Below are 17,481 nucleotides of genomic sequence, written 5' to 3'. Positions count from 1 at the left end.
ACTGGAACCGGAGCATCAAGACACGCTGCGCAGCGCCCGTCGACACAGGCGCTGCACAGCAGCATTATCCGGCGCTTGCATCTGCCATTGAGCACATAGATCACGCACCCACTGCGGCTGATCCTTGGCCGCATCATTCAAGAAATTGGCTACCGAGTCCTGCACATACACACTGCCATCCCGATACAAGAGCTCAAGAATCGGCAACATGCGTTCCGGTTCTTTTTTCAGGATGGCAATATGTGCGCACCACACTCCCCGAGGGCGCAAAGCCTCACACGCAAAGCGACGCAGATATTCCGAGTCTGAGCGCGCCCACTGCTGCAAGCTCTGAATCGACGCATCCAGCTCGGCCACCAAATGAGGACGTACCGCCATCCAGGACCATTCACGCACACCAAAATGCGCATCATCAGCCAAAGGGCGCAGTGCCTCCAGGCGCTGAGGCACACTTAAGGATGCACGGGCTCCCACCATAAAGCAGGCCCAGCCCCGCACCACATCAGCCGGGTGATCCGAACAGCGCGTCCAGGCCATCTCGCCATACGTGTCCAGCAAATATTCCCCAATGGCTTTCATGCGCTTGAGAATGCCCAATTGGGCCAGGGTGTCGATGTGCTGTGCACCCTGCTCATCCAAATCCGGAAATACGGTCGCCACCAGCACGCGCTGATCGATGGCCAAGGACTCGGTCAGAGTAAGACCCTGGATTTCCCCTTTGGACAGAGCCAGCAAAATATCAGCCGGTATATCCGCGACCTTGGCATAAGCCTTGCGGTTCTCGATACTCATGACGCGTCTTCTCCACCAGCGGCTTTGTTCAACAAGGCGCTAAGCTGGGTGCACTCCGCCTCGGACAAATGCCGGAACAATTCGCCTATCCACTGGGCGTGAGTTCCTACCAGCGTCCTGGCCAACTCCGCCCCCTGAGGGCTGAGTTTCACCATGACAGAACGCCGATCGGTCTGAGCCGCAAAACGCTGCACCAAGCCCGCTTTCAGCAGCCCATCCACCAGAGTTGTGACAGTCGCCCGCGTCACGCCTGCCCGTTCAGCCAGGATGTGGGAAGGCATCCCGTCGGGTGCTTCCTCCAGCAGGAACAAAAGTACAAAACGGGCCTCACTCAAGCCATGGGGCGCCAACAAGGCGGCGCAGTCCCGATCAATACGGGCAGACAAGGACAGGAGCTGAAAACACAGGGACATGCCCTGAACGTTGACGCCCTTTTGCTGCTCTGCGTGCGAGAGCAAGGCCCGATATTTCGCTTCCAGTTTCATAGTTCGACATCAAATGATTTGATGTCGAATCTTAATATCAGAGCGCTTCAAAAACAAGAAAAATAAAGGAGGGCTGATTTCACATCATGCCAATCCAATCCATAAAGCGGAATATGTCCAGGTAGTAAGGAGCCTATCGACAAAGACAGCCGTTTTTTCGACAAAAGAGTGTCGCCAAAATTCGACAATGCCACATTTTAAGCTTGATGCTTACAAGACAGGCCCACGCATGCGGTAAGGTATAAGGCTGGTCAGGCATCAGCCCTGCACCGTTCATCAGCAGCACACATGGAATCCGATTACCAGCATCATGAATAGCATCAAGAAATCGAGCAAATTGGCGAATGTTTTGTACGATATTCGCGGCCCCATCATGGACCGGGCCAAACAAATGGAAGACGAGGGCCAGCAACTGATCAAGCTCAATATCGGCAACTTGGCGGTATTCGGTTTTGACGCCCCGGAAGAAATCCAGCTCGACATGATCCGCAACCTGCCCAACTCTTCGGGCTACTCGGATAGCAAAGGTATTTTTGCCGCGCGCAAAGCCGTCATGCACTACACCCAGGAACAAGGGATCAAGGGCGTGACGCTGGAAGATATTTACCTGGGCAATGGCGCCTCTGAGCTGATTGCAATGGCCACCAACGCCCTGCTGGACGACGGTGACGAACTGCTCCTGCCCATGCCCGACTATCCGCTGTGGACGGCTGTAACCAGCCTGTCCGGCGGTACACCCGTGCACTACTTGTGTGACGAATCCAAAGGCTGGATTCCGGACCTGGACGATATCCGCTCCAAGATCACCCCACGCACCAAGGGCCTGGTTGTCATCAACCCGAACAACCCCACCGGCGTGCTCTACCCCGACTCGGTGCTGCGAGCTCTGGTCGATATTGCTCGCGAATTCAATCTGGTGCTGCTAGCCGACGAGGTCTACGACAAGGTCCTGTTCGACGACATGAAGCACACCGCCATGGCCAGCCTGTCCAACGACGTACTGACCCTGACCTTCAACTCCCTGTCCAAGAGCTACCGCGCATGTGGTTACCGCGCAGGCTGGCTGGTGATTTCGGGCGACAAGAAAGCCGGTGCCGACTACATCGAAGGCCTGAGCATGCTGGCCAATATGAAGCTGTGCGCGAACGTGCCCGGCCAATGGGCCATTCAGACCGCCTTGGGTGGCTATCAAAGCATTAACGATCTGGTATGCGAAGGCGGACGCCTGCGCCGTCAGCGCGATCTGGCTTACGAGCTGATCACCGCGATTCCCGGGGTCAGCTGCGTCATGCCCCACGCTGCCCTGTACATGTTCCCGCGTCTGGATCCCGAGGTTTATCCCATCAAGGACGACCGCCAATTCTTCCTGCAACTGCTGGAAGCCACCCGCGTGATGCTGGTGCAAGGCACGGGCTTTAATTGGCCTCATCCGGATCACTTCCGCATGGTGTTTCTGCCCCACGAGCCGGACCTGCGCGAGGCCATCAACCGCATCGCCAAGTTCCTGAAAGACTACCGTATCAAGCACGGTACAGAACGGCCTGAGTTTGCCCAGGCGACCATTCCAGTCGTAGACAGCGCCGAAGCTGAATAAAAATCGGACTCAATGAAAAAAGCCAAGGATTCATTCTCCTTGGCTTTTTTTCTGGCACTCAAGATACTTGAGTCAATTGCTCCGCAACCCAATCAATAAAGACACGCAGCCGAACATTCGTATGTTTGCTGCGATGAAAAGCCACATACAAGGGCATAGGGTCCATCGTCCAATCCGGGAATAACGCGATCAGGCGCCCTGCTTGCACCGCTTCCTTGGCCAAATACGCCGGCAGGCAAACCAGCCCCAAACCCGCTTCACCCGCTGCCAGATAGGCGTTGCCATCATTCACGGCCAAGCCATAACGGCCTGGCAAAGAAACCCGTTCTTTATCGCGACGCAAGGCATAAGGAAACGGTTTGTTCTGATGCTCCCACAGGTACCCCACCATTCGATGTGCAGACCCGTCCAACTCTTCAGGATGCACAACGGTACCAAACCGCTCCAGATACAAGGGTGCTGCATAGATGGACAGATGCAGCGCCCCCACCCGCTTGGCGATCAAGGACTGGTCCTGAATCTGACCACCTCGAACCACACAGTCCATGCTTTCATCGAGCAGATCTACCGTCTTGTCGCCTACGCCCATATCCAGCTGAATATCCGGGTAGCGTGCGTAGAACGACGGCAAGGCAGGCACCAGCACACGGCTGGCTAAAGGGCTGGGCACATCTACCCGCAAGCGGCCACTGGGCGAAGCCAAGGCTTGGGCCAGATCCCGCTCACTGTCTTCCAGATCGGCCAGCAATTGCACCACACGCTCAAAATAAAGTGCCCCAGCGCTGGTCACACTGACCTTGCGCGTCGTGCGATGCAGCAAGCTCACCTGCAAGCGTGCCTCCAATTGCTGCACCAGATGCGTGGCCCGGGTTCGGCTCAGATGCAAAGCTTGGGCCGCCTTGGTAAAGCTGCCCGTTTCCACCACCTTGGCAAAGGTATGCATCGCTTCGAAACGGTCCACGTATTGTCTCCAATCGGTTGCAGTGATTGTTTTGATTATAGAAATAGTGTTGTCTGCCATCTAGCGTTTATCTGTCCACGCATAAGACCTACAGTGCATAACTCAATGAACTTCACCTGCCCAGCAGGCACTGGAAAGCATGATGACTACCTTACGCCAAGCCGTCTTCCCCACCGAACGCCAAGCCTTGTATGAGCGCGGTCACTACTCACCGGCGATTCGTTCCAATGGCTTTTTGTTTATTTCTGGCCAAGTCGGCAGCCGCGAAGACGGCTCACCCGAGCCGGACCTGGAACAGCAAATACGCCTGGCCTTTGAGAACCTCAATACCGTGCTGGCCGCAGCAGGTTGCAGCTTTGCTCATGTGCTGGATGTGACGCTGTTTTTGGTGAACCCGGAAGCCAATCTGGAAACCCTGTGGAAGGTTCTGCCGGACTACTGGGGGGATGCGCCTTACCCGGCACTGACAGGCGTAGGGGTGCCTTGGCTGTCGGGTTTTCAGTTTGAAATCAAGGTGGTGGCACAACTGCCCGAACAAGCCTGATACGCAAGCTCTTGTCGCCATTATCGATAGGCTAATCGTGCTAATCGGACTCACTGCCAGGCAATGCGGCCAATACCGCAGCCTGCATACTTTGCGTAAACGCGGTATCGCCCATGGCCCGACTGATCATCCCTGTCCCCAACATGGCGGCAAACAAGAGCATGACTTGCTCTTCGGTCTGCTCGGCACACGCTTGCAGGGCAACGCCGCGAAACTGCTCAAACAAGCTCTCTACGCCTTCGCTGTAAATTGCCGTGGTCTGCGCATCCGCAGGCAGGCCGCTGGCCAGGGAAGAAAAGGCCAGGATCGGGCAGCTTTGGGTTTGAGGGCGATGCTTGAAATATCGCCGCATCAAGGCTTGAAACCCTTGCACGGCGTCCTGTTCATAGCGCTGGTTGATACGCTCCCAGGATTCGGAAGACTGGGTAAAAGCAAATCGGGAGGCCTCGTCAATCAAAGCCTCCTTGGAGACAAACTGCTTGTAGAAAGCGCCTGCCGTCAAGCCCGCCTCTTTCATGATGTCCCCGATCGAGACCCCTTCCACTCCATGTTTGCGAAACAGTCGGCAAGCCGTCTCCAGCACACGCTCGCGGTTGCGTTCGGCCTGCTCACGCGAGACACGCCCCATTCAAACCTCCGGACGACGAAAGGCAATCAGCTTGGCAATCAGGCGCTGGCACACTTCATTGTTCTGATTCAGGGTGTGAGACTCCACCACCACCATGCCCCTGTCCGCTTTGGAGCGGGAGAGCTGAATGTCGATGATTTTACTGAGCACATGCAAGACATCGCCAGGGCGCGTAGCCCGTGGCCAATCGATTTGCCCACCTGCACCAATAATCCCCTGACTGAATACCAGGCTGTCCACCAAAAGCCTCATGGTAATGGCGGCGGTATGCCATCCACTGGCGGCCAGCCCCTGAAAGAACGTGCCCTTGGCCGCCTCTGCATCCAGATGGAAAGGCTGCGGATCGAACTGGCGGGCAAAGCTGACAATTTGCGCTTCATCCAGAGCATGTTCTGCGCTGCGAAACTCCATTCCCAGGGCCAGATCCTCAAGATAGACAGGTGCTGTAAGGCTCATCCGAATACTCTCCAGAAAGTGTGTGAGTACGCGTCGCTGCCCGCGTAAATAGATTATGGATGGCAGCTATCCTTGCACAGCTTTCCTGGGAAAGCAAGGATAGATTATGGCCATACTCTATTTTTAAAATGGTAATAGTTCTACTTTTTTTACTGCGGAACAAACCATCCAGAAGCTTGCAAGCAGGTGCCTGAATAACGAAAAACAGTCTAAAAATCAGTTCCTTGCGGCCAGTTGAAGGCACAGTATCCAGTGGCACACCCGTCAGGCCACACCCCTGCTACTACAGGGACAATGCATCTTGAATGCTACACATCCCTCCAAAAACCAACGCCTGAGTTTTCTACCGTTCTACATCCTGATTACAATCACACTCTTGCGGTTTTGTCGGAACGAACGGTGTTTCATGCCCGTCTTTCTTTCCCAGGCACAACCAGTCCTTACCCTGCCCTGAGGCCACAAGCTTGTTGATTCAACAAGTCTTTTGTACCCGCTTCAAGCATGGCTAACCCATTGATTAAGAGGAGATCCTACACCTATGTGCACATTCATTTATGCACTCTTCTTTGGTATAGAGAACGGCTCAAGTTTTCGATTTCGCAGCGCGATAATCTAGACTTGAGCGAAGCAATAACTTACTGAAGGACTTCACTCAGGCCTCAAGAATTATCGTCAGCTTCTATTGACGAGGATGCGCTGTACCCGCGCACCCAAAAAACTTGAGCATGTCATGAGTACTTTACTGTCAGTCCACTCACTCTCTTACGAAACCCTTTCCGGTCCTTTATTCAAAGAAATTGCCTTCACTATCAAGGCCGGAGATCGAGTTGGACTTATAGGCCACAACGGTTGTGGCAAAAGCACCTTAATCAGCCTGCTGTGCGGCGAACTGACGCCCAGGCAAGGCAGTATTTCACTAGCAAACCACTGCATTCTGGCGCGTGTTGAGCAATACCTGCCAGCGGATCTGCACGCCTTGAGTTTGCTGAACGCCGTACTGGCTGCCCTGCCCGCAGAGCAGCACGATACGGATGCCTGGCGCGCAGAAAGCTTGCTTGGCGAGATGGGCTTTCAGGAACAGGACTGGCATACCCGGGTCAGTGCCTTAAGTGGTGGGCAGTACACTCGCCTGCTGCTGGCACGGGCCTTGATTACCCAGCCTGATCTGCTCTTGCTGGACGAACCCAGCAACCACCTGGACCTGCCTTCCCTGCTTTGGCTGGAAAGCTTTCTAAGCAATTGGCGCGGCACATTTTTGCTGGTCTCTCACGACCAGCGCTTGCTGGATCGCGTGTGCAACAGCACCATTATTTTGCGCGATCGTACGCTGTCTTTTTTCTCTCTACCCTGCTCGGCTGCGCGTGAAGCGTTGCGCAATCGAGACGAGGCGGATTTGCGTCGTCATCAAGGCGAGCAAAAGGAAATTGATCGCATCGAACAAAGCGCAAAACGCTTGGCTATCTGGGGACAGGTCTACGACAACGAGACCTTTTCCCGCAAAGCCCAAAGCATGGAAAAGCGCCTGTCCAAACTGCGCGAAAACCAGACCGATCTGACGGATGGCACACCCTGGACCTTGCAGTTGCATGGCCTGGACATGAAGGCAGATCGCCTACTGGATATTGCAGATATGGTCGTCAGCCCGGCACAGAACCTGCCTGCTCTCTTTCAAGCCCATGGCCTGCAGGTGCGCAGCGGGGATCACATCGGATTGGTCGGTCGCAATGGTTGCGGTAAATCCTCTTTATTGCGTCAGCTATGGCAATACCGGCAGGACGAGGTGGACATGGACGGGCTGAAGTTTCACCCGCAATGCCGCATTGGTTATTACGACCAGGACCAACAGCAACTGGATGGTTCCAAGACCTTGCTGCATGCCTTGCAGGACTTTTCGCCCTTGCCGGACGATGTCAGGAAAATGGCGCTGATCAGTGCCGGTTTTCCTTATCTGCGGCATGCACAGAAAGTGAATAGCTTGAGTGGTGGCGAGCGTGCTCGGCTGATGTTTATTGCCCTGTCGCTGGCCAACTATCATCTGCTCTTTCTGGACGAGCCAACCAACCACCTGGACCTGGACGGCAAGGAAGAACTGGCAGAGGAACTGTGCGAATTCAAAGGCGGTTTTATCCTGGTCACCCATGACCGGGAGCTGCTGGAGAAAAGCTGCAATCGCTTCTGGCTGGTGGACGAGGGTTCCTTGACGGAAATGCAGGACTTGACGCAGTTGTATGCTGCTCTGGTCCAGACAGGTCAGCCAGAGGAATCCTCACCCATCCTCAGCCCGGGCACAGGAAGCACAACAAGGGCTCAATCAGCCCCCTCCAGCGACGACACATTGCTGGAACAACTGATTGAACTGGAAAGCAAACTGGAGGCTGATCTGGCACGCAAGCCCAAGCATCAAAAGCCTGGCTTGCAAGAGGTCTGGCAAGCGGAAATCCACAAGCTGCGCCAAGCCTTGAACCTGGAGTAATCCAGACCTTATGCCTTGTCTGCTCAACAGATCCGGCAAGGCATAAAAACAGCCCCTTGTTATCAGATTCAACAAGGGGCTGTCTGTATCTGCTGGGCTTCAGTCTGCTAAATCCAGCACCAAGGTCTGCGACATCAAGGACGAACCCTCACGCAAAGGCTCGGGCTCTCCGCTGGGCACAAAGCCGTAACTCTCATACAGCCGGACGGCTGCTTCATTCGTCAGGGTCACGCCTAAGCGAACACAGGCTGCTTGCCTGCTTTTTGCCCATTGCACTGCGGTATCCAGCAGAGCAAAACCCGCTCGCAAACCTCGCGCCGACGGCGCCACCCACATCTGATAAATATCGGCCAGAACGGGCTCTGAGGCAGACAACTTGCACCAGACCAGGCCGCAAGCCTGCCCCTCTTTTTCAGCGAACAAGACGCGGTCCGTCTCGGACGCACAAGCAGCTTGAATCCGCTCCTGCCAGAAATGCTCAGGATGTGTGGACTCCACGGCATAGGTACTCCCAAATGCATCGGGACAATCACGCAAGGCGCCAAGACGCAATGCTTGATACAGACGCCATTCCTGCGCCTGAACCGGACGAATAGAGATCACAACACATCCTTTTCAAGAAAAATCTGGCGGCGATCAAGGTCGCACGGCCGTCACCTCCAGCTCGACCAGCCAGCCTGGGTTCACCAGAGCCTGGACCGCCATGGCTGATCGCACAGGCAGATTTGGCTGCTCCTTGGTTCCAAAGTACTTGGAATAGCCTGCCATGAAGCCGTCAAAATCCAACTTGCCACCCTCCGGAGCAACCAGGAAGGCCTGCATCTTGATAATGTCCCCTACCGACATGCCCATCCCTTCCAACTGAGCCTTGATCTGCTCCATGATGGATTCGGTTTGCTGCTGCATATTGCCGTAGGCTGCCGTGCTGGCCGCATCAGCCGACTTGTCGCGCACAGCGGGAACAGTACCGCTCAAGTACACCGTGGTTTTACCGGCAGGCACTTCCACTGCCGTCAGAATCGGGAAATCCGAATTGGGAATAGGATGGCGCTTCACATCCTGCGCCAACGCTGGTGCAGCCAGGCTACTGATCAAGGCAGCAGAGGCAAGCATCTTCACGACATTCATAGTTTTCTCCTGATTGAAGGTGTAAAAACCAAGACTTCATTAGGTACGAGCTCTTCCCTAAAGCCTATTTAATTTCAGAAAGCCGCTCTAAAGTTCAGACAGTTATCTTTTGATTCAAAAAAACTGACTTTCTGTAGTCTGTGCAGCGGGCTGTTATCCAGGCAGCAATCGCATCCACAGAAAATCTCTAAGGAGTCCAAGGCTTAATGCAAAGGCCTCAACAGCAATAAAGCACACAAAGCCAGCATGAAAACAGCAATGCTGCCATCCAGTACACGCCAGGCCAACGGCTGACGAAACACAGGTTGCAGCAACCGCGCCCCATAGCCCAAGGCCAGAAACCAGCTGGCACTGGCCGCACAGGCCCCCAAAGCAAATGCCCACTGCAAGTTACCGGGATAAGGCGTGGACAGACTGCCCAACAGCACCATCGTATCCAGATAGACGTGGGGGTTCAAAAAGGTGAACGCCAGACAGGTCAGCAAGATACGGCGTCGATTGCGCTCGCTCCCCTGCCCGGCCATCAGGCTTCCTTTACCAGTCCAGGCCCGCTGCGCGGCCAGCAGCCCATACCAGGCCAGAAAAGCCGCGCCACCAAAGCGCAGAACTTGCAGCAAACCAGGCCATTCCTGTACCAACGTACCAATGCCAGCCACGCCCCCCAGAATCAGGACAATGTCGGCCAGCGCGCAGATTGCCACCACCAGCCCCACATGACTGCGCTCCAAGCCCTGTCGCAACACAAAGGCATTTTGAGTGCCGATAGCCATGATCAGGCCCGCCCCCGTCAGAAAGCCAGTTGCAACAACAGAGAAGAACATGCCAGCCATCCACAGAATTGAAAAACTGCGTTATGGTGCTGTCATTTACGGTTTAAGAAAAGCTAATTATTCTTCACTTAATTAAGAATAATTAATCAAACAAGCCAATTATGGATCTGCTGCACCCACAACTACGAGCATTTACGGCCGTCCTGGAAGAAGGCAGTTTTGAAGCAGCCGGGCGCAAGCTGTACATCACCACCTCAGCCATCTCGCAGCGTATCAAAGCGCTGGAGGACAGACTGGGGCAAGTGCTGGTCCTGCGCCAGCCGCCTTGTCGTCCAACACCGGCGGGAGAGTTGCTGCTGCGTCGTGTACGGCCCATGCAGGTTCTGGAAGCCGAGGCCGTCGCAGACTTCCTGCCAGAGCAAAATGGCCCACGACGGCCTATCGCCATTGCGGTCAATAGTGACTCGCTGGACACCTGGTTTCTGGAAGCCTTGTCCCGGCTAAGTCAGGAATATGGCTACCTGTTTGATGTGCGCGTGGATGATCAGGACCACACACTGGAATTGATACGCAATGGCTCCGTGCTGGGCGCGGTCACTGCCGAACCTGCCCCCCTTCAAGGCTGCGAGGTGCAGGCCTTGGGCATCATGCGCTATCAGGCCATTGCTTCTCCCGAGTTTGTGGCCCGCCATTTTGGATTGGGAATAGACGCAGCATCCCTGGCTCAAGCCCCCATGATCGTCTTTAACCGCAAGGACGAATTACAGTGGCGCTTTATACGCCAAATCACGAATGAATCCGTAGCCCCTCCCATCCACTACCTGCCCACCTCCACCGGCTTTGTGAAAGCAGCGGCTTTGGGCCTGGGATGGTGTCTGGCACCCGACTCCATGGTCAGCGATGCCCTGGCCGCCGAAGAGCTGGCTTTAGTCGCCCCCGGCCTTTGGCTGGATGTGCCTTTGTATTGGCAACATGCGGCTATCCGCTCCGACACCTTGCGCAATATGGGTAGGGCCCTTCAAGAAGCGACCCGCAGCTCATTGCTGCCGGCGCCTTCTTGAACAGCTCTTTGAGGCCCGTACGGGGAAACAATGGGTGAAGTTTTCCACTTCAGGAAGATGGCAGAAGTCTGATTCACGCCGACTCTTGCCACAGACTTGTCGAGAACAGCACTCAGGACTTTCGTTTGGTTCTGGAAGGTCGGGCAAGCTCAGAAATAATGCGCGCCAGCTTCTGCGCCGCTTCCCTCATTTGCTCGGGACTGAATGCGCTCAAACCCAGAATCAGTCCCGAAGGTCCCTGCCCAGCGTGATACATGGGTGAGACGGGACGCACTGCCACGCCTTCCTTCATGGCTCGCTGCGCCACCACCACATCATCAACCGGCGAGGTCAGCCACAAGACGGAATGCATGCCTTGATCGCTTGGCTGCAAGCTGGCCAAATCACTGGGCAAAACCTCGCGCACAATCTCAAAAAGGTGGTTACGACATTGGGTGTAGATCCCGCGCATACGCCGAATATGGCGCTCCAGATGCCCCTCTGAAATAAAGCTGGCCAAGACATGCTGGTCTGCACTGGGCGGGTGCCGATCCAGCAGAACGCGCGCTCCGCAAAAAGCCTGGACCAACTGCGGCGGCACAATCGCATAACCCAGACGCAGCGAGGGAAACAACACCTTGCTGAAGGTTCCCAGATAGATCACCCGCTCCGGGTCCAGACCCTGCAGGGAAGGAAAGGGATGGCCACTGTAGCGGAACTCGCTATCGTAATCATCTTCGACAATCCAGGCGGACCTATCGCGTGCCCAGGCCAACAAGGCATTGCGCCGCGCCATGCTCATGGGCATGCCCAAAGGATATTGATGCGAGGGAGTGACAAAGGCAAGCCGCGCATCTGCTTGCAAACGTATGCCCGCAGCCACATCCAGCCCCTCTTCATCCACAGGTACACGAACCATTCGTTCCGGCGAACCTATCGTATTCAAGATCGCGGTAATGCCGGGATAGGCGGGGTTCTCTATCCAGGCAAAATCCTGCCTGCCCATCAACACCAGACAAGCCAGAAACAAGCCCTGCTGTGTACCCGTCGTCACAATGACCTGCTCCGCCTCGCAGCGCACCGAGCGTGACCGGCGCACGTACTCTGCAATAGCCTCTCGTAATGGCAAGGCGCCTTGAGGGTCCCCATAACCACCCGGCGCGCCCTGACCATGGGCCCGCAAGCGATTCCCCAAACGTCGCCAGATGGGGCCTGGCGCAGCGGCACCCAAGGGGATCGACACGGCAAACGGGGCAGCGGGCAAAGGCTGAAATTGAGCCGCAACCGTATTGAATGGCTGGGCGGCAAGTGGTGCAGGCTGGGCGGGCAGCGATGCCGCCCTGCGCTTCTTCGGCCTTGTTTCGGGATTGGCCAGCGAGTGAGCGATGTAAGTGCCTACGCCCGGCGAGGACTCCAGAAAACCTTCGGCAATCAGTTGCTCGAAAGCCTCTACGACCGTGCCGCGGGCGACACCCAGGGACGCTGCCAAGGCTCGTGTGGAGGGCAAGGATTCACCCGGCTTGAGCGCACCGTTTTTTACTGCTTCGCGCAACTTCTGCGCCAACTGACGGCCCAGGCCCCCTGTACTTCGGTCCAGTTCGCCAAGGGAAGGAATCTTTGGATTATGAGCAGTACGAGACATGAATTGTGGTCCATAAAAATAGCGCCAAACTGGTACAGATCAATGATCCAGAATAGACCAATAATAGACACATTGATCCTGAATCCCAAGCCAAGAAAGACAACGATGTATATCCCCGCTCACTTCAATGAATCCCGGCCTGAACCACTGCACGAGCTGATCGCCCAGCATCCCCTGGGCATTCTGGTCGCCCATGGCAAAAGCGGATTAAGCGCGAATCACCTGCCCTTCATGCTGCATCCCCAGGAAGGTGCACAAGGAGTACTGCACTGCCACGTCGCCAGAAACAATCCCGTCTGGCAAGACCTGGAAAACGGCGACGAAGTGATGGTGATATTCCGTGCAGGAGACGCCTACATCTCCCCACAGTGGTTTCCAAGCAAACTGGAAACACACAAGCAAGTCCCGTCCTGGAACTACATCGTGGTACACGCCTATGGGCGAGTAAGAATACGCGATGAAGAACGCTATGTTCGCGGTGCCGTGGCACGTTTGACCCGCATCCACGAAGCCAGCCAGCCCGTACCCTGGAAGATGACAGATGGCCCTAAGGACTATATCGACGCCATGCTGAAAGCCATTGTCGGAATTGAAATTGAGATCACTCGGCTGATCGGCAAAACCAAGCTCAGTCAGAATAAAGAGGCTCGGGATGTGGAGGCGGCATCAGCAGCATTAATCAGCCAGGGAGATCATTTCATTGGCTGTGCGATGCAGGCGGTGGCAGTAGACAAACGGGAGCAGGAGAACAAAGCGTAGATCACCTGTTCCCCAGCAATAAATATCCTTGCGTCTATTTTTTATGTGCTGAGTGAAGCCAATGCCCGCAAGGGTGACGGCTTCACTCAAGCAGCCGCCTCGGCAACAGCCTTGCGCACAGCTTCACGCGCCCCTACGCGCTCCAGATAAGCACTTAGTTTGGGAAATTGACTCATATCGACTGCATCTCCCTCCAGCCAACCACCTACTGTGTACAGATAAGCATCAGCTACGCTGAACTGCTCGCCCAACACCCAGGGACCCACAATCAAGGATTCCAGATAAGCCGCACAAACCGTCATGTTTTGCGGCACCTTGGCGCGCATGGCTTCTTCGGCCGCTGGATCATCTGCCCAACGGGAACCACGGCGCTTATGTGCGTGGGCCACATGCACCGTGGACGCCAGATAGCTATGCAGCTCCTGCATACGGGCGAACGCAAAGGGATCATTCACAGGCGCCAGCTTGGCATCCGGAAAGCTCTGTGCCACAAAAGTCAGCAAGGCCGGAGTTTCCGTCAAAGCCCCCTGCTCTGTCACCAGTGCCGGCACACGCCCTTTGGGATTGACGCGCAGAAACTCCGGGCTTTGCTGTTGATTCGCACCAAAATCCAGCTTGACCACATCAAAGTCAGCCCCTGCTTCATGCAGCGCAATATGAGTTGCAAGCGCGCAGGTACCTGGCGCGGAATAGAACACCCAACGAGACATGTCGATCTCCTTTTGTCCATAAAACGAAGGGATCATTATGACGCTGAAGCCTTGTTGAGCAAGCAGAAAACAAAAAACCCAACAGCCGTTAAGCTGTTGGGTTCCTTGGGATATCTTGGTGGAGTCGGGGGGAATTGAACCCCCGTCCGCAAGCCGTCCACAGACAGTTCTACATGTGTAGTCAATTAATTTTAAGTTTTAACCTTGGACTGTGCCAATTGACAGGCCTTTCCTTGGCGATCCACTAAGTTTTAGAACCGGACTTCGTGGCGCAGGCCGATTCGATTCTTTGTAAATAACACTGCTGTAGGTTGCCCTACCTAACCCAAAGACAAATTAGTGCAGTGGCCCAGCCTTAAGCGGCTAGAGCGAAACGCTCGTCGTTGGCGTTTGTAGTTTTCCAGTGGATTTACGAGCGTACTGGTGCTCGACACGCCCTGATCTGCTTCTTGACCCACGTCGAAGCCATGTCGACCCCATGTGGATTAGCAACCATATCACATCGGCTACAAAATGTATAGCTCCTGGTGCTAGAATAACCCTCTTCCGCGCTCTGGCTGAGTCCTCGCCAGAGCGTTTTTCACGTACTTCACGCCTACCCATTTGTTTGGAGTCGCTTTTCATGGCCCATCCCGCCAACCAAGCCAGAGGCCCATTAGGCTTTATCCTGCACGGCAGTCTTGTTACTCAAATTGTGATCGGTTTGATCGCCGGTATTTTGCTGGGACGCTTTGCTCCCGATGCCGCGCACTCGATCGCCCTGCTGGGCCAATTATTTGTCTCTGCCTTGAAGTCGGTTGCGCCGATTCTGGTGTTTGTTCTGGTGATGTCTTCCATTGCCAACCAAAAAGCCCAGTCCTCCACCCGCATGGGTCCTATTTTGCTCTTGTACGTGCTGGGCACCTTCCTGGCTGCACTGATTGCCGTGATCGCCAGCTTCGCCTTCCCCGTCAAGCTCAAGCTGGATCTGGCCGATGCCACCTTGAACCCTCCTGGCAATATCGTTGAGGTATTGCTGGATCTGCTGACCAGCATTGTGGTGAACCCGGTTGATGCCTTGCTCAATGCCAACTACATGGGCATTTTGGCCTGGGCTATTGCTCTGGGTCTGGCGCTGAAACACGGCTCGCAAGGTTCTCGCGACCTGCTGACCGATATGGCCAATGCCGTGTCGTCCTTGGTGCGCCTGGTCATTCGCTTTGCGCCGCTGGGTATTTTTGGTCTGGTGGCAGTCACTATTGCTGAATCGGGCTTTGATGCGCTGCGCCAATACGGGCTGCTGCTGATTGTGCTGGTAGGCTGCATGCTGGTGGTGGCTCTGGTCGTCAACCCCTTGATCGTGTTTGCCAAGCTTCGTCGCAACCCCTACCCGCTGGTATTCACCTGCCTGCGTGAAAGCGGTATCACAGCCTTTTTCACCCGCAGTTCTGCGGCCAACATCCCTGTGAACATGGCTTTGTGCGAGCGCCTGGGCCTGCATAAGGACACCTACTCGGTTTCAATTCCACTGGGTGCCACCATCAATATGGCCGGTGCTGCCGTTACGATTACCGTCCTGACGCTGGCTGCGGTGCACACACTGGAAATCCCGGCTGACCTGCCTACCGCCCTGCTGCTGAGCCTGGTGGCTACCATTGCCGCTTGCGGTGCATCGGGCGTTGCTGGTGGCTCTTTGCTGCTGATTCCACTAGCATGCAATATGTTCGGTATTTCCAACGATGTCGCCATGCAAGTGGTTGGCGTTGGCTTTGTGATTGGAGTGGTACAAGACTCGGTAGAAACGGCCTTGAACTCCTCGACCGACGTGCTGTTTACCGCTGCGGCAACACTCGAACCAGGCCGTGCCTGATTTGATATCTTGACGCACAAGGGGCCAGCCATTCAGGCTGGCCTTTTTTGTAGGCCGATCAAGCAACGCCTGATTGCCTCAGCCCAAGTACCCGCCGCCATGCTTGAGTGCGCAGGCACTCAATGCTTCTGCAATCAGACTCTTACCAAGGAATCTTCGTGGATTTAGCCAGCCTTTCTCTGTATATCGTTGCAGTATCGGCCGTCACTATCATGCCGGGCCCCACCATGCTGCTTGCCTTGAACAATGGTGCACATGGCGGCAAACGGATCGCAGCATGCGGTATTGCGGGTGCGGCGCTCTCGGACCTGATTCTGATTGCTGCCGTCGGCTGTGGACTGGGCGCGCTGCTGCTTGCCTCCGAGCAGCTTTTCACAGTGGTGAAATGGATAGGTGCGGCGTATCTGCTCTATCTGGCCTATGGTCTCTGGCACGCTCCGGTCAGCTCTATCCAGACAGGCACCCCCACGGAAAAAGTTCGGACGGGTCGCGCGGCTTTTCTGCGATCTTTGCTGGTTGCCCTGTCCAACCCTAAAGCGCTGCTGTTCTTCTCTGCATTTTTGCCGCAATTCATTCGTCCGGAAGAAGCGATTGCCGTTCAGTACATCACACTGGCCTTGGTCACAGCCCTGATTGATATGGCTTTAATGACTGTCTATGCCGTGGGTGGCCATCACGCCATGCGGCTGCTTTCCGGCAAGGCTATGCGTTGGTTGAACCGGGCTTGTGCTGGCATGCTGGCAGGTCTGGGTATTGCGCTAAGTCTGTATCGACGCGGTAATTCCAACTGAAGATCGCAACCGCCAAGGAAAACAAGGGACCTGAATCGGTCCCTTTTTCTTATGTGCTGCAAGCCAGTCTTGTCTACGACAAGACTGCACCTCACCATCCGTGACGCTAGAGCAACACGCCAAACGACAAACCGCAAACCCGTGCCAGGTCCTTTCACCCAGCGCCATGTTCAGGCTGATGGGATCGTATATCATCATTCAGATGGCCACCACGAATAGCCTGCTACGGGTTCAGAACAGCCATGTCTCACAAACTCCGGTTTGCCCCAGCGGCCAGCAGCCCAGCCTGAACCGGCACGATTTCCCTTCACCCCGAATCAACAAGGAGCCAAGATGAAGCGTATCTATTTAGCGGGTCCTGATGTGTTTTTCAGCGATGCCACCGAGCGTGCCAAGCTGCACAAGCAATTGGTACGAGACTTTGGCTTCAAGCCCTTGCATCCCGTTGATCAGGAAGAGATCGAGGCCTCGGCTATCTACCACCACAATATTCGTCTGCTGGACCAAGCCGATGCGGTTCTGGCCAATATCACGCCCTTTCGAGGCGCAGAGATTGATACCGGCACTGCTTTTGAAATCGGTTACGCCGTAGCCCAGGGCCTGCCTGTTTTTACCTACCGCTCTACCGCCGATACCGTTCTGGACACCGTCCGCGAGCACTACAGCCCAGTTGTGCTGGACCCGGCCAGCCAGATCTGGCGTGATCGCAATGGTGCGCTGATCGAAGACTTTGGCCTGCCCTCGAACTTGATGGTGGCGATCAGCACGGAGTTTGTACACGGTTCCTTTACAGATGCCCTGATCGCCGCACAGGATTATTTCAAAGCTATTGGCTAATTCATTTTCGGAAAAAATACTG

General features: G+C 55.3%; 18 protein-coding genes and 1 other RNA gene. 8 read left to right on the top strand and 11 right to left on the bottom strand.

What is annotated here, in order from left to right; all coding sequences use genetic code 11:
- Nucleotides 1–15: 15 nt before the first annotated feature.
- The gene (locus WFM49_RS02345; protein ID WP_250755873.1) at nt 16–792 is read right to left on the bottom strand and encodes a DNA alkylation repair protein; all 777 of its coding nucleotides are present in this window, start codon (nt 790–792) and stop codon (nt 16–18) included.
- Nucleotides 789–1,277: a MarR family winged helix-turn-helix transcriptional regulator gene (locus tag WFM49_RS02340; RefSeq protein WP_022983289.1), complete on the bottom strand. Its 489-nt coding sequence runs from the start codon at nt 1,275–1,277 to the stop codon at nt 789–791. The genes WFM49_RS02345 and WFM49_RS02340 overlap by 4 nt, the downstream gene beginning before the upstream one ends.
- A 310-nt stretch (nt 1,278–1,587) precedes the next feature.
- Between WFM49_RS02340 and WFM49_RS02335 the strand changes: the two genes are divergently transcribed.
- The gene (locus tag WFM49_RS02335) at nt 1,588–2,871 is read left to right on the top strand and encodes a pyridoxal phosphate-dependent aminotransferase (RefSeq protein WP_324575678.1); all 1,284 of its coding nucleotides are present in this window, start codon (nt 1,588–1,590) and stop codon (nt 2,869–2,871) included.
- A 58-nt stretch (nt 2,872–2,929) separates the two neighbouring features.
- On the opposite strand, the gene WFM49_RS02330 is transcribed toward WFM49_RS02335, so the two are convergent.
- Nucleotides 2,930–3,832 carry a LysR family transcriptional regulator gene (locus tag WFM49_RS02330; RefSeq protein ID WP_009456303.1) on the bottom strand — a complete coding sequence of 301 codons (903 nt, stop codon included), beginning with the start codon at nt 3,830–3,832 and terminating at the stop codon, nt 2,930–2,932.
- A gap of 142 nt (nt 3,833–3,974) precedes the next feature.
- Between WFM49_RS02330 and WFM49_RS02325 the strand changes: the two genes are divergently transcribed.
- Entirely contained in the window at nt 3,975–4,376 is a 402-nt protein-coding gene (locus tag WFM49_RS02325; protein ID WP_022983255.1) for a RidA family protein, read from the top strand.
- A gap of 40 nt (nt 4,377–4,416) precedes the next feature.
- Here WFM49_RS02325 and WFM49_RS02320 read toward each other — a convergent pair whose 3' ends face one another.
- Both WFM49_RS02320 and WFM49_RS02315 read right to left on the bottom strand, forming a co-directional pair.
- Nucleotides 4,417–5,004 carry a TetR/AcrR family transcriptional regulator gene (locus tag WFM49_RS02320; protein ID WP_022983256.1) on the bottom strand — a complete coding sequence of 196 codons (588 nt, stop codon included), beginning with the start codon at nt 5,002–5,004 and terminating at the stop codon, nt 4,417–4,419.
- Nucleotides 5,005–5,460 carry a MaoC family dehydratase gene (locus tag WFM49_RS02315; RefSeq protein WP_009456299.1) on the bottom strand — a complete coding sequence of 152 codons (456 nt, stop codon included), beginning with the start codon at nt 5,458–5,460 and terminating at the stop codon, nt 5,005–5,007.
- Nucleotides 5,461–6,190: 730 nt separating this feature from the next.
- Here WFM49_RS02315 and WFM49_RS02310 point away from each other — a divergent pair.
- The gene (locus tag WFM49_RS02310; protein ID WP_336971464.1) at nt 6,191–7,933 is read left to right on the top strand and encodes an ABC-F family ATP-binding cassette domain-containing protein; all 1,743 of its coding nucleotides are present in this window, start codon (nt 6,191–6,193) and stop codon (nt 7,931–7,933) included.
- Nucleotides 7,934–8,032: 99 nt separating this feature from the next.
- On the opposite strand, the gene WFM49_RS02305 is transcribed toward WFM49_RS02310, so the two are convergent.
- The 3 genes from WFM49_RS02305 to WFM49_RS02295 form a co-directional block, all read right to left on the bottom strand.
- The gene (locus tag WFM49_RS02305) at nt 8,033–8,536 is read right to left on the bottom strand and encodes a GNAT family N-acetyltransferase (RefSeq protein WP_009456292.1); all 504 of its coding nucleotides are present in this window, start codon (nt 8,534–8,536) and stop codon (nt 8,033–8,035) included.
- 33 nt (nt 8,537–8,569) lie between these two features.
- Nucleotides 8,570–9,061 (bottom strand): RidA family protein, encoded by a 492-nt coding sequence (locus tag WFM49_RS02300; RefSeq protein ID WP_009456291.1) that lies wholly within the window; start codon nt 9,059–9,061, stop codon nt 8,570–8,572.
- Nucleotides 9,062–9,264: 203 nt separating this feature from the next.
- Nucleotides 9,265–9,882 carry a LysE/ArgO family amino acid transporter gene (locus tag WFM49_RS02295; protein WP_009456290.1) on the bottom strand — a complete coding sequence of 206 codons (618 nt, stop codon included), beginning with the start codon at nt 9,880–9,882 and terminating at the stop codon, nt 9,265–9,267.
- 110 nt (nt 9,883–9,992) lie between these two features.
- On the opposite strand from WFM49_RS02295, the gene WFM49_RS02290 reads away from it, so the two are divergent.
- Nucleotides 9,993–10,892, top strand: coding sequence for a LysR family transcriptional regulator ArgP (locus WFM49_RS02290; protein ID WP_083053327.1), 900 nt, complete (start codon nt 9,993–9,995; stop codon nt 10,890–10,892).
- A 112-nt stretch (nt 10,893–11,004) separates the two neighbouring features.
- Here the strand turns inward: WFM49_RS02290 and pdxR are convergent, their stop codons facing one another.
- Complete coding sequence (gene pdxR, locus WFM49_RS02285) at nt 11,005–12,513, bottom strand: MocR-like pyridoxine biosynthesis transcription factor PdxR (protein WP_336971455.1); 1,509 nt, start codon at nt 12,511–12,513, stop codon at nt 11,005–11,007.
- Between the two features lie 105 nt (nt 12,514–12,618).
- On the opposite strand from pdxR, the gene WFM49_RS02280 reads away from it, so the two are divergent.
- Nucleotides 12,619–13,272 (top strand): FMN-binding negative transcriptional regulator, encoded by a 654-nt coding sequence (locus WFM49_RS02280; protein WP_336971453.1) that lies wholly within the window; start codon nt 12,619–12,621, stop codon nt 13,270–13,272.
- Nucleotides 13,273–13,358: 86 nt separating this feature from the next.
- Here WFM49_RS02280 and WFM49_RS02275 read toward each other — a convergent pair whose 3' ends face one another.
- The gene (locus WFM49_RS02275) at nt 13,359–13,982 is read right to left on the bottom strand and encodes a glutathione S-transferase family protein (protein ID WP_336971451.1); all 624 of its coding nucleotides are present in this window, start codon (nt 13,980–13,982) and stop codon (nt 13,359–13,361) included.
- Between the two features lie 116 nt (nt 13,983–14,098).
- Nucleotides 14,099–14,460: a transfer-messenger RNA gene (gene ssrA, locus WFM49_RS02270) on the bottom strand.
- Nucleotides 14,461–14,604: 144 nt separating this feature from the next.
- Between ssrA and sstT the strand changes: the two genes are divergently transcribed.
- The 3 genes from sstT (at nt 14,605) to WFM49_RS02255 (ending at nt 17,459) form a co-directional block, all read left to right on the top strand.
- Nucleotides 14,605–15,831, top strand: coding sequence for a serine/threonine transporter SstT (sstT, locus tag WFM49_RS02265; RefSeq protein ID WP_009456287.1), 1,227 nt, complete (start codon nt 14,605–14,607; stop codon nt 15,829–15,831).
- Between the two features lie 158 nt (nt 15,832–15,989).
- Complete coding sequence (locus tag WFM49_RS02260; RefSeq protein WP_031232457.1) at nt 15,990–16,622, top strand: LysE family translocator; 633 nt, start codon at nt 15,990–15,992, stop codon at nt 16,620–16,622.
- A gap of 333 nt (nt 16,623–16,955) precedes the next feature.
- On the top strand, nt 16,956–17,459 hold the full coding sequence (locus WFM49_RS02255) for a nucleoside 2-deoxyribosyltransferase (RefSeq protein WP_009456284.1): 504 nt from the start codon (nt 16,956–16,958) through the stop codon (nt 17,457–17,459).
- The last annotated feature ends 22 nt before the right edge of the window (nt 17,460–17,481 follow it).

This window comes from Alcaligenes sp. PF14, from assembly GCF_037150615.1.
GTDB lineage: Bacteria > Pseudomonadota > Gammaproteobacteria > Burkholderiales > Burkholderiaceae_B > Alcaligenes > Alcaligenes phenolicus.
The sequence above is the reverse complement of the archived record's forward strand: the minus strand, read 5'-3'. Positions and strand labels throughout refer to the sequence as shown.

Coding starts and splice junctions, on each gene's coding strand:
- WFM49_RS02345 (WP_250755873.1), bottom strand. CDS start 792: ATGAGTATCGAGAACCGCAAGGCTTATGCCAAGGTCGCGGATATACCG.
- WFM49_RS02275 (WP_336971451.1), bottom strand. CDS start 13,982: ATGTCTCGTTGGGTGTTCTATTCCGCGCCAGGTACCTGCGCGCTTGCA.
- WFM49_RS02315 (WP_009456299.1), bottom strand. CDS start 5,460: ATGAGCCTTACAGCACCTGTCTATCTTGAGGATCTGGCCCTGGGAATG.
- WFM49_RS02340 (WP_022983289.1), bottom strand. CDS start 1,277: ATGAAACTGGAAGCGAAATATCGGGCCTTGCTCTCGCACGCAGAGCAG.
- WFM49_RS02300 (WP_009456291.1), bottom strand. CDS start 9,061: ATGAATGTCGTGAAGATGCTTGCCTCTGCTGCCTTGATCAGTAGCCTG.
- WFM49_RS02335 (WP_324575678.1), top strand. CDS start 1,588: ATGAATAGCATCAAGAAATCGAGCAAATTGGCGAATGTTTTGTACGAT.
- WFM49_RS02290 (WP_083053327.1), top strand. CDS start 9,993: ATGGATCTGCTGCACCCACAACTACGAGCATTTACGGCCGTCCTGGAA.
- WFM49_RS02295 (WP_009456290.1), bottom strand. CDS start 9,882: ATGTTCTTCTCTGTTGTTGCAACTGGCTTTCTGACGGGGGCGGGCCTG.
- WFM49_RS02255 (WP_009456284.1), top strand. CDS start 16,956: ATGAAGCGTATCTATTTAGCGGGTCCTGATGTGTTTTTCAGCGATGCC.
- pdxR (WP_336971455.1), bottom strand. CDS start 12,513: ATGTCTCGTACTGCTCATAATCCAAAGATTCCTTCCCTTGGCGAACTG.
- WFM49_RS02310 (WP_336971464.1), top strand. CDS start 6,191: ATGAGTACTTTACTGTCAGTCCACTCACTCTCTTACGAAACCCTTTCC.
- sstT (WP_009456287.1), top strand. CDS start 14,605: ATGGCCCATCCCGCCAACCAAGCCAGAGGCCCATTAGGCTTTATCCTG.
- WFM49_RS02280 (WP_336971453.1), top strand. CDS start 12,619: ATGTATATCCCCGCTCACTTCAATGAATCCCGGCCTGAACCACTGCAC.
- WFM49_RS02320 (WP_022983256.1), bottom strand. CDS start 5,004: ATGGGGCGTGTCTCGCGTGAGCAGGCCGAACGCAACCGCGAGCGTGTG.
- WFM49_RS02325 (WP_022983255.1), top strand. CDS start 3,975: ATGACTACCTTACGCCAAGCCGTCTTCCCCACCGAACGCCAAGCCTTG.